The organism is Ruegeria sp. CF5, assembly GCF_056537325.1.
In genome coordinates, this window is record NZ_JBQFRI010000009.1 from 115,143 (window position 1) to 128,360 (window position 13,218).

The window sequence follows — 13,218 nt, forward strand, 5'->3', positions numbered from 1 at the left end:
CGTTGGGGAGTCATTGTGTCGCGATTCTGTCCGGGTCAGGACAAACGCCCATGGCAATGCTTGAACTTCTTGCCGGACCCGCAGGGGCATTTGTCGTTCCGAGAGGGGTTACCCCAGGTAGAGGGGTCGTCTTCGACGAAACCCGGACGCGCGTCGCCCGAGGCATCTGCTTCGGCGATTGCTTCGGCTTGCTGGCCTGCCTTTTGCATCTGCGCCTGTTGCGCCGCCATCTGCGCCAGCATCTGACGCTGTTCCTCTTCGGTCAGGGGGCGGACACGGGCCAGTTGCTGCGTGACAGTTTCGCGAAGGGTATCCAGCAGCGTTTCGAACAGCTGAAAGCTTTCGTTCTTGTATTCGTTCAGCGGATCGCGCTGGGCGTAGCCGCGGAAACCCACGACCGAGCGCAGATGTTCCAGCGTCACAAGATGTTCGCGCCATTTGCTGTCGATGGTCTGCAACAGAACCTGCTTTTCGATATTGCGCATGTTCTCGGGGCCGAAATCGACGGCTTTCTTCGCCATCATGTCATCCGCAGCTCTGGTCAGACGTTCGCGGATTTCGTCATCGTCCACGCCTTCCTCGGCCGCCCAATCCTGCACGGGCACGTCGATATTCAGCCCTTCGACAACAGCTGCATGAAGGCCATCCGTATCCCATTGGTCGGCATAGGTTTTCGGCGGCATATACTGGTCGATCAGGTCGTCGATCACCTGTTCGCGCATGTCTGACACGATCTCGGACAGGTCATCGGCAGACATGATTTCGCGCCGCTGGTTAAAGATCACCTTGCGCTGATCGTTCATCACGTCGTCGAACTTCAGGATGTTCTTGCGCATGTCAAAGTTGCGGCCTTCGACCTTGGCCTGGGCGCGCTCAAGAGACTTGTTCACCCAAGGGTGCACGATCGCTTCGCCTTCTTGCATACCAAGCGTCTTCAGGACCTTGTCCAGACGTTCGGACCCGAAAATGCGCATCAAGTCGTCTTCGAGGCTCAGGTAAAACGCCGTGCGACCGGGATCGCCCTGACGACCTGAACGGCCGCGTAGCTGGTTGTCGATGCGGCGGCTTTCGTGCCGCTCGGAGGCGATTACATACAGGCCACCGGCGTCGAGTACCTTTTGCTTCTCCTCAGAATGGCGCGCCTCTTCGGCCGCGCGCAATTCTGCAGGGTCGGCGTCGGGGTTTTCTGCGATGGCTTCAAGCACCTTCAGTTCGACATTGCCGCCCAGCTGAATGTCGGTACCGCGTCCCGCCATGTTGGTGGCAATGGTCACCGCGCCCAAACGTCCTGCTTCGGCCACGATCTTGGCTTCCTGTTCGTGCTGGCGAGCGTTCAGAACGTTGTGCTGAATGCCATCCTTGGTCAGAAGCTGGCTGAGCATTTCGGACTTTTCGATCGAGGTCGTGCCGACCAGTACCGGCTGGCCCTTGGCGTTTGCCTCTTTCACCTCGTCTATCATGGCGCCGTATTTCTCGGCGGCCGAGCGATAGACCTGATCGTCTTCGTCCAGACGGGCGATTGGCCTGTTGGTTGGAACTTCGACAACACCAAGACCATAGATTTCGGCGAATTCTTCAGCCTCGGTCAGGGCGGTACCGGTCATGCCCGCAAGCTTGTCATAGAGCCGGAAGTAGTTTTGGAACGTTACGCTTGCCAGCGTCACGTTCTCGGGCTGGATGGCGACACCTTCCTTGGCCTCGATAGCCTGGTGCAAACCCTCGGACAGACGGCGGCCCGGCATCATGCGGCCGGTGAACTCATCGATCAGGACAACATTGCCGTCACGCACGATGTAATCCTTGTCGCGCTGGAACAGCTTGTGCGCGCGCAGGCCCTGATTGACATGGTGCACTACCGTGGTGCTTTCGGGATCATACAGCGAATGGCCTTCGGGGATCAGCTCAGCGGCCAGCAGTTGCTGTTCCAGAAACTCGTTACCCTCATCGGTAAAGGTCACATTCCGGGACTTTTCGTCCATGGTATAGTGATCGTCCTGCAGCGACGGGATCAGGGCGTCGATTGCGGTATACAGATCCGAGCGGTCCTGTGAAGGACCCGAGATGATCAGTGGCGTCCGCGCTTCATCAATCAGGATCGAGTCCACCTCGTCCACAATCGCAAAGTTGTGCTGTTTCTGGTAAACCTCTTCCAGATCCGCCTTCATGTTGTCGCGCAGGTAGTCAAAACCCAGCTCATTATTGGTGGCATAGGTGATGTCGCAGGCGTATGCGGCCTTTTTCTCGGGATCGGGCTGCCCCGACCAGATCACGCCGGTGGTCATGCCCAATGCGCCGAACACCTTGCCCATCCATTCCGAGTCACGCTTGGCGAGGTATTCGTTTACCGTGACGATATGCACGCCCTTTCCGGTCAGCGCGTTCAGATATGCGGGGAAGGTGGCGACAAGTGTCTTGCCTTCGCCCGTCTTCATTTCCGAGATATTGCCTTGATGCAGGAAGGTTCCGCCCATCAGCTGCACGTCAAAGGCGCGCAGACCCAGAGCGCGCCTTGCCCCTTCGCGTACGTTGGCAAAGGCTTCGGGAAGCAGGTCATCCAGGCTTTCGCCGTCCAGCGCGCGTTTGCGCAATTCAGCGGTTTTTTCGATCAGACCCTCATCCGACAGTTTTTCGAACTCTGGTTCCAGCGAATTGATCTTTTCGATCAGGGGGCGGGTCGCCTTGATCTTGCGGTCGTTCGGTGTTCCGAACACCTTTTTGGCGAGCGTTCCGAGTCCCAGCATGTTCACTCCAGCGGATCTGTTCTTGTCTTGGTTGCGACAGGCTTGCCCACCTTGCGCGCAACCCATAGATACGGGGGGTGAAAGGCGGCCCTGTCCAAGGCTTCAAGGCGATGTAAGCGGCAGGCCAGAGAGTGTCAACGTCGCGCCCTGTCGCGGCAAAGAAATAGGATGAATCCATGCCCAAAGGCCTCACTTTTCTGCCATCGCTGGCACTTGCAGCCGTGATGGCCATGCCACTGGCCGCCGAAACCAAACCCGATGCCTCGACCGTTGTGGCGCGCGTGAATGGTGATGAGATCACATTGGGTCACGTCATCGCCACCGCGTCTGCTCTGCCCGCGCAGTATCAGCAGTTGGAAGATGACGTTCTGTATGACTTCATCCTCGAGCAACTGGTCCAGCAACACCTGTTGGGTCAGGAGCAAGAGGCGTTGAACCCACTGAATGCGCTGCGTCTGGAAAACGAAACGAGGTCCCTGCGCGCGGTACAGACGGTTGAGGCGATCACCGCCGCCGAGGTCACAGATGAGGCGATTCAGGCCGCCTATGATGCACAGTTCGCCGAATTCGAGGGCGAGGACGAATTCAACGCCAGCCATATTCTGGTCGAAAGCGAAGACGAAGCCAAAGCCGTCAAGGCCCAGTTGGACGAAGGCGCAGATTTTGCGGAACTGGCGAAAGAGAAGTCCACTGGTCCCTCGGGTCCCAATGGCGGTGCGCTGGGTTGGTTCGGCAAGGGACAGATGGTGCCCGAATTCGAAAACGCGGTTGTAGCGTTGGAAAAAGGCAGTGTTTCTGACCCGGTTCAGACGCAATTCGGCTGGCATCTGGTCACGCTGAATGACAAGCGAAAAACGGAAGCGCCCGAGCTTGAGGCCGTGCGCGGAGAATTGGCTCAGACCATCCGGCAAGAGGCGATTCAAGCTAAGGTCGATGAACTGACCCAAAAGGCGACGATCGAGCGCCCTGCGCTCGAAGGCGCTGGACCCGAGATCATGCGCCAGATCGACTTGCTGCAGGAGTAACGCGCGTGGCCACGATTACCAAGGTTTCACCGCTGGCACCAGCGGCTTTCCCCGACCTGCCCGCCATCGACGGTGTCCGTTTCGCCACTATTGCGGCGGGTGTACGCTATCAGGGCCGGACAGATGTCATGTTGGCGGTGATGGACCCGGGCACTTCGGTGGCCGGGGTTTTCACCCGCTCAGCTACCCGTGCCGCGCCCGTCCTGGATTGTCAGGAAAAGATCGGTGGCCCTTGTGACGGTCCTGCTGCAATTCTCGTGAACTCAGGCAACGCCAATGCCTTTACCGGGCATTACGGTCAGACCTCGGTAACCGAAGTGACGCAAGCCGTGTCCCAGGCGACCGGAGTTGCAGTCGAACGGGTCTTTACCTCGTCAACCGGCGTGATCGGAGAGCCACTGCCGCATGACCGCATCGTGGCGCAGCTTGAGGCGCTGAAAGTGGGGCTCAGCCGTCACGCGGTCGAGGATGCGGCGCGCGCCATCATGACCACGGACACCTTCCCGAAAGGGGCCAGCGCCCAGGTCGAAGTTGATGGCAAAACAGTCTCTATTGCGGGGATAGCCAAAGGTTCAGGCATGATTGCGCCGGATATGGCGACGATGCTGGTCTATATCTTTACAGATGCGCAGGTTGAACAATCGGCGCTGCAGGCCATGCTGGGTGCGCAGACGGATCGTACCTTCAACTGCATCACCGTCGACAGCGACACGTCAACTTCGGACAGCCTGCTTTTGTGCGCGACGGGCGCATCGGGTGTTGACGCCACCGGAAATACAGCGTTTGCCGAGGCGCTGGAAAGCGTGATGTTGGATTTGGCTCAGCAGGTGGTGCGCGACGGTGAAGGGGCCACGAAATTCGTGGAAATTCGTGTGACCGGCGCCGCTTCGGATGCGGATGCCAAAGTACATGCTCTGGCGATTGCCAATTCACCGCTGATCAAAACAGCCATCGCGGGCGAAGACCCGAACTGGGGCCGTGTGGTCATGGCTATCGGGAAATCCGGCGCACAGGCGGATCGGGATCGATTGAGCATCTCGTTTGGCGACATTTTGGTTGCTGAAAATGGCTGGGTCAGCCCCAAATATCGCGAGGAAGAAGCCGCCGCCTATATGAAAGGCCAGAACCTTGTGATCGCTGTAGATCTGGGGCTGGGCGAAGGGGCATCCACCGTTTGGACCTGCGATCTGACCCACGGTTATATCGAGATCAACGCGGATTACCGGTCGTGAAAACCATTCTGGTATCTGCCGTCGCTCTGATCGACGTTGATGGCCGGGTGCTGCTGGCGCAGCGCCCGGAAGGCAAGTCCATGGCCGGGCTGTGGGAATTTCCCGGCGGCAAGGTTGAAAATGGTGAAACCCCCGAAGCCGCCCTGATCCGTGAGCTGGACGAAGAACTGGGGATCGGCACATGGGCTTCATGCCTTGCGCCGCTGACCTTCGCCAGTCACAGCTATGACGATTTTCACCTGCTGATGCCGCTGTTTGCGTGCCGCAAGTGGGAGGGTATCCCCCGGTCAAACGAGGGGCAGGCCCTGAAATGGGTGCGCGCGGCGGATTTGCGGAATTATCCAATGCCTGCCGCGGACATACCGTTAATCCCGATACTGCGCGACTGGCTTTGACCATCCAGGTTCAGCATTTATTGCTGGTCGGTGGTGCGGGCGGTGGGACTCGAACCCACACGGCGCTAAGGCCTTCGGATTTTAAGTCCGATATGTCTACCATTCCATCACGCCCGCACGCGACAGGTGTCCTGCCACTGCTTCCTAACTTGCTGCGGAGGCTATTGCAATCAGCCCGACAGCACATTCACTTGGTAAGAAAGTCAGGGCTGGATGCAACAGTTTCGTACAAGTCGCAGTCATCTTTGTAGTACGCGCCTAGGATGTCGACCGATGATTTCGACAGATGTTCAATCCCCAGATGTTTGTAGGTCGAGTTGCGCCTTTTTTGATCCTGAACGGCTCCGCCAAAATTTCTTCCGATTGTAAAGTCGGGTACCCCAAACTCTGAAAGGAGGCTTTGCAGCTGTACGTCAAGCCTGCCAAAATCCACTGCGAAATCGCAAAACTTGAAGAAATCCACCTGTGGAATGAAATGGCCGTCCGACAGGTTGGGGTTTGCGCGTAGCAATTCGAACTTCTTTTCAACCCAAGAGTTAAGTTTGTTTTCGTCATAGTCATTGGTTTCGTGTTCGTGCCGAAACTGGCTGATCACCCGGTCATACGGATTTCGAATGACACAAAAGCCCTGGAACAGGGTCTTTTGAGGATAATGCCAACGCGATACTCCGAGCTCGTTCCTTTCAAGTGTTCTATCGAACCTGCCCCAGAAGATTCCTCTTTTTAGTGCCGCATTCTCAATCGACGATCCGGCGGCCTTGGGTATGTGAAGAAAGCTCAGCCTCGCTTTTGGAGTTGAGTTCTTCAGCAGATAGATTGTCTTCTTTTCCAGATCTTTGTTGTTGGTATTTTTGCGCGTTTGCTTGGCAACTTTTGATGATCTGAATTCGTCCCACTCGGCATAAGGCTGGCAGTAGCTGTTGATCTTGTTGTCCAGTTCCCTTTTCGTGTCCTGGTTATTTTTCATAACCTCATTCCACAGGTAGAACATCCAGAAGTAAGGGATCACATTCCGATCTTCACAGTATGAGAGGAAGTCGAACCCTGTGCCTTCCCGTGACACCAGATCATCCCGCTTATTTGCGATGGCATTGTGCAGGACGGGCATATTTACGGTTGCAAGACCGTTTCTTTCCTTCCCAAGGAAGCGCAGGATTTGCTCCAGAAGCTCACGAATGACAGGATGCCCCTGCCGTGACGCCAAAAACCAAGACACCAACTGTCTGTCAGGATGATCCGGCGGTTGCCTGAAGCAGAAAAGATCCCGTTGTTCTTTAGGGAGCCAGGTCGAAATGGGCTCGACACACAGCGTCGTCGAGTCGACCCAAACGCCGCCAAACCGATACAGCAGATACACCCGAAGAAGGTCGGAAAACGAAGCTTTCGTCAGTTTGACGAAAGGAAAGCAATTTGCATCTGCCGCAAAGTCAAACCCGACGATGGATTTCAGCTTTTCGTCATCCAGGAAAACGACCTGGAAGTCCGGATTCTTTTCCACCCACAGCTTGTAGGAATGCAAGACAATATCCGGAGCCGAATTGAGACCGGAATCCCAGTAAATCCAGATCGTATTTTCCCTGTTTTCCGAGGGATCCAGTTCCGGAATTTCAATAATGTTTCCGGTGACTTCGGGAATCGCCTTCGCAATGTCCGCTATCTTTTCAAAGTGATTGCTGACTTCGTTTTTAAGACCTTTAACTTTCTGGGAAAGTGCTTCTTTTTCTTTTTCCACTCGTTCCAGTGTCGGGGCAAATGCTCTATTTTCATTTTCCGCACGTTCCGCGCGGCGGGTAAGACTGTCAGTGACGTTTTCCAACTGCTGTCTTGTATCCGCGATGGTTTTCTTGCGGGCGCGGCTTGATTTCCTGTGGTGAACTGCAAGCCAGATTAACAAAGTCCAAGGCAGAAACACTGCAACTACAACTGCGAATTCCATCAAAGAGTCTGTCGCTTTCTTCAAGTCTTCTGATTTGACCGAATGTGACCCGGTCAGACTGCAATGCCGCAGATAGTCATGTTCTCGGTACCACAGGTATGAGCTAACTCGACGTAATGGGCGTTCATGGGTCTTACCCGGCCAGTTTGACCTTTGTCCACTGCTGTTTCGCAACCTGCCCGAGCAGGAGACAGTAAATTGATTGTTTGGTCCGGGTCAGGGAGCGTTGCAGCCGGCTGGGGAACAATTACGCGCGATGGTTTGTGTTGATGTTACTTCGGCGCGCCCTGTTTCCATTGCAGCGTGGTACCTGTCGCCAAAGGAGTGGGCTCTCACACCGAAAATTTTGCGGTGGTCAAAACCGGTTCACCCCGTAAGGAGCAAGGTGAAGGCGTGGTTCAGCCCCTGAAACAATGTCAGCAACCAGTTCTGCGGTTCCGGCCGCCTGTGTCAGCCCAAGGTGGCCGTGCCCGAAGGCGTAAATCACGTTGCCTGACCGCGGAGATGGTCCGATCACCGGCAAACTGTCAGGCAATGAAGGCCGAAATCCCATCCATTGCGTGCCCCCAGCCGTGTTCAGACCGGGCAGGAATTGTTCGGCTTTTGCAAGCAACGTACTGGCCCGGTCAAAATTTGGCGGCAATGTCAGCCCGCCCAGCTCTACCGCACCGCCGACCCGTACTCCGTCGCCGATTTTTGTGACAACAAAGCCGTGGTTTCCAAACGTAAGTTGTGTACGCAACGAAAAGGCCTGACCGGGCAAGGTGGTGTTGTAGCCGCGTTCGGTTTCCAATGGGATATTGTCTTGCAGACTGCGGGCCAGATAATGAGACCACGCTCCGGCGGCGACGACAACTTTGCTGGCCTTGAAACTGTCCTTTGCTGTGCGCAGTGCGACCTCATTCCCCTGAATTTCCAAGGCGCTGATTGCGGCAATCTCGATTGCACCGCCCATCGCCCGAAAGCAATTGGCCAGATGTTCGGTCCACTTCAAGGGGTCCGTCACGTTCATCCAGTCAGGAGTATATACGGCATGGGTGAAGCGCGGATGGATGCCAGGTTGTATCTCGGCGATTGCATCGCGATCGTTCAGGATGTCGAACACGATGCCATGATCCTTGCGCAGCTGCCATCCGGGAAGGCTGTCGCGGTATTGCCTGCCCCCTTCGTAAAGTTGCAACTGACCTTCGCGCCGCATCATCTTTTCGCCGTTAACCGCCACGATCTGGCGTTCAAGCGCGGCCTTCGAGTGATCCATCAGGCGGGTTTGCGCGACAACGGAGGCTTTGTAGCGGTCACGCCAACTGGCGCGCCAGAACCGCAGCATCCAGGGTGCGATTTTGCATGCGTATGACGGTGGCACAGATAGAGGGCCCAAAGGATCGAACAGCCACTTTGGCGCCTTGCGCATGATGCCCGGCGCGGCCAGAGGTTCGATGTCGGTAAAAGCAAATGCACCCGCGTTACCCTGTGATGCCTCGGCTGCGACGCCCTTGCGATCCAGAACACGCACATTCAGCCCGCGCATCTGCAGGGCAAGCGCAGTACTGATCCCCACAATTCCCGCCCCTATGACGATGACGTCCTTTTGCTGCATCCTGCGTTTGCTTTCTGCGCTTTGCCGGTCCGACTTCTACGAGATACTCAAATCCTGATCCCGGACCGGAAGGGGTCTGCATCGCCAAAGATCAGCCGGGCTTCGGATGTGACAAAAGCCTGACCCGTGATGGTTGGGATAACGCCCCCTTGCGGACCTGGCCGATAGGACAGGCGATAGGGGCTGCCGATCACGCTGTGTTGGATTATCTCTTCGCCCGGTTCCAGTTGACCCTGCGCCGCCAGACAGGCCAGCCGCGCCGACGAGCCGGTTCCGCAGGGTGAGCGGTCATAGGCATCGTCCGGACAAAGTACGAAATTTCGGCTGTGTACTCCGTCAGCGGGTGAAGGGCCCTGAAAGATCACGTGATCTATGGGTTCGCCGTTTTCGCCACCAATGCCTGCTGCATTGGCCGCATCGCGGATTGCGATTCCCAGATCGGTCAAGGCGCGGATGTTGCCGGGTTCGACCGGGATCGGGCTGGGGTCGAGGATGTAGAACCAGTTGCCGCCATAGGCGACATCGCCAGTCACTGATCCGTGGCCGGGTACGTCCAGCGAAACGGCCTGTGCGACTTGGCGGCTTTCGATGTTGGTGAGGGTAACTGTGTTGGCATCAGAAAGCGCGACTTCGACAATGCCCACCGGGGTCTCGATCCGATGCGTGCCAGGACCGATCCGCCCGAGATGCGCCAGCGTTACCGCCACCCCTATCGTGCCGTGCCCGCACATGCCAAGCACCGCGCCCGCGTCGAAATAGATCACACCTGTGACGCATTCCGGGTCCGTAGGTTCCACCAGAAGGGCGCCGACCATTGCGGGTTGGCCGCGCGGTTCAAGCATGACCGAAAGGTAGAAATCCTTGTGTTCGTCGGACAAGCGTTGCGCTCTTTCCGCCAATGGTCCCGAGCCAAGATCGGGGCCGCCATCCAGGATCACCCGGGTGGGTTCTCCGCCGGTATGGCTGTCGATCACATGCATTCGGCAATTACCCCGCCCTGAGCGGACCAGTCGGCGAACCACTTGCGGAACAGGGTATATTGTTGTTCGCAATAATTGCGCTGGGCGTTGGACAACGCGTCGGTTTCGACAAAATGCAGGCGATATTCCTCTTCACCGTTCAGGACGAGCAGGTGTTTGTAATACAGCACCAGATCGGTGCCTTCGTCAAAGCTGGCCAGAACACCGAACGCTTCTTCCAGTTCGCGGGCCCGCAAACGGGCCTCGGCGTTTCCATCGGCCGCTTTCTGACATAAGGCGGCCAGCAACAGCGCCTCTTTCGGCAGGGCGGTTCCGATGCCGGTGATGGACCCGGTCGCCCCGCAATTGACAAAGCCGTGATACACTTCGGTATCGACCCCGACCATCAGCGTGACCTGATCATCCTTGCTGGTAATGTGCTCGGCGGCATAGCGCAGGTCGTCCTTGCCCCCGAATTCCTTGAACCCAACCAGATTGGAATGTTCAGCCCGCAAGGCAAAGAACAGCTCGGCTCGTGTGGCAAAACCGTAGACCGGGCTGTTGTAGATGATCGCGGGCACATCGGGGGCCGCCGACAGGATCGCCTTGAAGTGATTTTTCTGCGCGGCAATCGACTGACCGCGCGACAGAACTCTTGGAATAACCATCAAACCGGCGGCACCAACTTTCTGAGCGTGCGCTGCAAGGGCTACGGCTGATTTCGAGTTGATCGCACCAGTCCCGACCACCACGGGCAGGCCCGCATCGACCAGACGCTCGACACCGGTCATGCGCTCCTGATCCGTCAACAGTGGCCAGTCCCCCATCGAGCCGCAATACACAACGGCGGACATGCCGGCATCGATCATTTCACGACCCTTTCTGACAAGGGCGTCGTAATCCGGTGTTCTGTCAGCGGTGCAAGGGGTCATCAGCGCTGGCATGGTTCCGGTGAAAACGTTGTCCTGCATGTGTGCCTCTATTGGTTTGCTCGGTTGTCAGTTTGTGACGGCGTCTGTGCGTCCAGATAGAGTGCCGACTCGGGTTCTTCGTGCAATATGGGATTTTGTATCCAAAATCCACAAGAAAAGAAAAAGGGCGTGAATCGATGATCCACACCCCTGTCTGTGATGGCTTGTAAACCGTTACGGTTTGACGGGTTTTCCCGAATTGACAGATTCCAGCGCGGCCTCGGCCAGGCGCAACGCTTCCAGCCCGTCTGTACCGCTGGGCACAAGGGGCCGACCCGAACGCAGGCCGGAAATAAAGGCGTCCAGTTCGGCTGCGTAGGCATCAATATACCGGGTCATGAAAAAGTCGTGCAGCGGCGGGCGGGCGTATCCGTCTTTTGTGGCCACCTCGATCCCGACTGGACGCTGGTTTTCCGCGTGTACCATGCCCTTGGAGCCATGAACCTCGATCCGTTGATCATACCCGTAGGTGGCCCGGCGCGAATTCAGGATCGTCGCCTGCCGCCCGCTGGCCGTGGTCAGCAGAACCGTGGCAGTGTCATAATCCCCAAGTTCACGAACGGACGGGTCGACCAGCGCCGAGGCAGTGGCAAAGACCTGCGTAATTTCTTCGTCCAAAAGGTGCCGGGCCATGTCAAAATCATGGATGGTCATATCGCGAAAGATGCCGCCCGAGACGCTGATATAGTCAGACGGCGGCAGCCCCGGATCGCGCGAGGTGATTGTCACCTGTTCGACATTACCGATCCGGCCTGTGTCAATCGCCTGTTTCAAAGCGGCGAAATGAGGGTCAAACCGGCGATTGAAGCCGACCATGAGCGGTGTACCGGCCCCTGCAACGGTTTTCAGACAGGCTTCGACGCGGGGCAGGCTCAGGTCCACGGGCTTTTCGCAAAACACAGCCTTGTTTGCGTGGGCAAACCGCTCGATCAGATCGGCATGGGTGTCGGTGGGTGTGCAAATGATGACTGCATCGATGTCGGCGGCGCCTTCGATCTGGTCGATCGTGCGGGTTTCACCGCCATATCTGTTTGCCAGCGCTTCCGCAGCCTGTGCCGAAGCATCGGCAATGGCGATCAGTTCCGCGTCGGAATTGGCGGCGACGGCTTTGGCGTGAACCTGCCCGATGCGGCCTGCGCCCAGAATGGCGATGCGTAGTGTCATGACAAACCTTTCTCAGATCGAAACGCGGGCACCGGTTTGTGCAGACCGTGCCATGGCGTGGATGACTTTTTCGAATTCCAGCGCGGCGGTGAAATCGGGATAGGCTGTACGCCCGTCGGAAATGGCCCCGAGCAGCTCGGCGGCCTCAATGATTTTCAGGTCGTTGAACCCAAGCTGATGTCCGGGTGCCGGGCAGAAACTGTCGTATGGCTTATGCTCGGGTCCGGTGAGGATGGTCTTGAAACCCTGCTCCGCACTGTCACCTTTGTTCTGATAGATCTGCAACTCGTTCATTCGTTCCTGATCAAAGCAGATCATGCCGTGCGTGCCGTGCACTTCCCATGCCAGTCGGTTTTTGCGGCCCCAGGCGGACCGTGACGTGGACAATGAGCCGTGAACGCCGTTGGCAAAGCGCACAAGCGCGCTGGCGGTATCTTCGTTTTCCACTTCGCCGATGCCTGATCCATCCGGAAGCGGACGCGTGGCGTGTACCGTCTGAATGTCGGCCACAAGGTTGTCGATCGGGCCCACGAGGCCATAGGCCATTGAAACCAGGTGACAGCCAAGATCGCCCAGCGTTCCCAGCCCGGCATCCGCCAGACACGCCCGCCATGTCCACGGAAGGTCCGGGTCGGCCTGATAATCTTCGTCCACCCAGCCGCGAAAATGCACCAGTTGGCCGATGGCGCCGTCGTCGATCAACTGTTGCGCCAGCCTGAATGTTGGATTCCGAACGTAATTGTATCCAACAAGTGTGACGACCCCGGCCTTGCGCGCGGCCTTTTCCATTTCTGCGGCGTCTTCCAGTGTCAGTGCCATCGGTTTTTCACACCAGATATGTTTGCCAGCGGCGATTGCGGACAATGCCATGTCCTTATGCATCTGATTTGGCGTGGTGATCGAAACGATGTGAATTTCTGGATCTTCCAGCATTTGACGCCAGTCGTCGGCCGCTTGTTCGAACCCGAATTGATCTGCCATCGCGACGGCCTGTGGAAGCGGCGTGTCGCACAACGTTCGTAGCCGGATCTCGGGAAGGTTGCCCATGACAGCGCGCGCATTGCGATAAGCCAGCGCATGGGCTTTGCCCATAAATCCGGTCCCAATCAATCCGATGCCCAACGGCGTGCTCATCTTGATCTCCCGTCTTGTCGTTTGCGAAAGCTCTATGGAATATTTGTTCCATTATCGCTATCGT

Annotated in this window: 10 protein-coding genes and 1 tRNA gene; 3 read left to right on the forward strand and 8 right to left on the reverse strand. The window is 57.1% G+C overall.

The window, feature by feature from the left end; genetic code table 11:
- Positions 1 to 35: 35 nt before the first annotated feature.
- Positions 36 to 2,741 carry a preprotein translocase subunit SecA gene (gene secA, locus ACR0NW_RS19135; RefSeq protein WP_480452561.1) on the reverse strand — a complete coding sequence of 902 codons (2,706 nt, stop codon included), beginning with the start codon at positions 2,739 to 2,741 and terminating at the stop codon, positions 36 to 38.
- A 176-nt stretch (positions 2,742 to 2,917) separates the two neighbouring features.
- On the opposite strand from secA, the gene ACR0NW_RS19140 reads away from it, so the two are divergent.
- From ACR0NW_RS19140 to ACR0NW_RS19150, 3 genes are read left to right on the forward strand one after another with little or no spacing between them, the layout of a single operon-like run.
- Positions 2,918 to 3,766 (forward strand): peptidylprolyl isomerase, encoded by an 849-nt coding sequence (locus tag ACR0NW_RS19140; protein WP_480452560.1) that lies wholly within the window; start codon positions 2,918 to 2,920, stop codon positions 3,764 to 3,766.
- Positions 3,767 to 3,771: 5 nt separating this feature from the next.
- Entirely contained in the window at positions 3,772 to 4,998 is a 1,227-nt protein-coding gene (argJ, locus tag ACR0NW_RS19145) for a bifunctional glutamate N-acetyltransferase/amino-acid acetyltransferase ArgJ (RefSeq protein WP_480452558.1), read from the forward strand.
- Entirely contained in the window at positions 4,995 to 5,393 is a 399-nt protein-coding gene (locus ACR0NW_RS19150) for a (deoxy)nucleoside triphosphate pyrophosphohydrolase (protein WP_480452557.1), read from the forward strand. The genes argJ and ACR0NW_RS19150 overlap by 4 nt, the downstream gene beginning before the upstream one ends.
- A 31-nt stretch (positions 5,394 to 5,424) precedes the next feature.
- Here the strand turns inward: ACR0NW_RS19150 and ACR0NW_RS19155 are convergent.
- The 7 genes from ACR0NW_RS19155 to ACR0NW_RS19185 form a co-directional block, all read right to left on the reverse strand.
- A tRNA-Leu gene (locus ACR0NW_RS19155) sits at positions 5,425 to 5,510 on the reverse strand.
- A gap of 70 nt (positions 5,511 to 5,580) precedes the next feature.
- On the reverse strand, positions 5,581 to 7,329 hold the full coding sequence (locus ACR0NW_RS19160; RefSeq protein ID WP_480452555.1) for a capsular polysaccharide synthesis protein: 1,749 nt from the start codon (positions 7,327 to 7,329) through the stop codon (positions 5,581 to 5,583).
- 355 nt (positions 7,330 to 7,684) lie between these two features.
- Entirely contained in the window at positions 7,685 to 8,926 is a 1,242-nt protein-coding gene (locus ACR0NW_RS19165) for an NAD(P)/FAD-dependent oxidoreductase (protein WP_480452553.1), read from the reverse strand.
- Between the two features lie 47 nt (positions 8,927 to 8,973).
- Positions 8,974 to 9,906 carry a 4-hydroxyproline epimerase gene (locus tag ACR0NW_RS19170; RefSeq protein ID WP_480452552.1) on the reverse strand — a complete coding sequence of 311 codons (933 nt, stop codon included), beginning with the start codon at positions 9,904 to 9,906 and terminating at the stop codon, positions 8,974 to 8,976.
- Positions 9,897 to 10,856: a dihydrodipicolinate synthase family protein gene (locus tag ACR0NW_RS19175; protein WP_480452550.1), complete on the reverse strand. Its 960-nt coding sequence runs from the start codon at positions 10,854 to 10,856 to the stop codon at positions 9,897 to 9,899. The genes ACR0NW_RS19170 and ACR0NW_RS19175 overlap by 10 nt, the downstream gene beginning before the upstream one ends.
- Positions 10,857 to 11,030: 174 nt before the next feature.
- On the reverse strand, positions 11,031 to 12,020 hold the full coding sequence (iolG, locus tag ACR0NW_RS19180; RefSeq protein WP_480452549.1) for an inositol 2-dehydrogenase: 990 nt from the start codon (positions 12,018 to 12,020) through the stop codon (positions 11,031 to 11,033).
- A gap of 12 nt (positions 12,021 to 12,032) precedes the next feature.
- Positions 12,033 to 13,154, reverse strand: coding sequence for a Gfo/Idh/MocA family protein (locus ACR0NW_RS19185; protein WP_480452547.1), 1,122 nt, complete (start codon positions 13,152 to 13,154; stop codon positions 12,033 to 12,035).
- Positions 13,155 to 13,218: the final 64 nt, after the last annotated feature.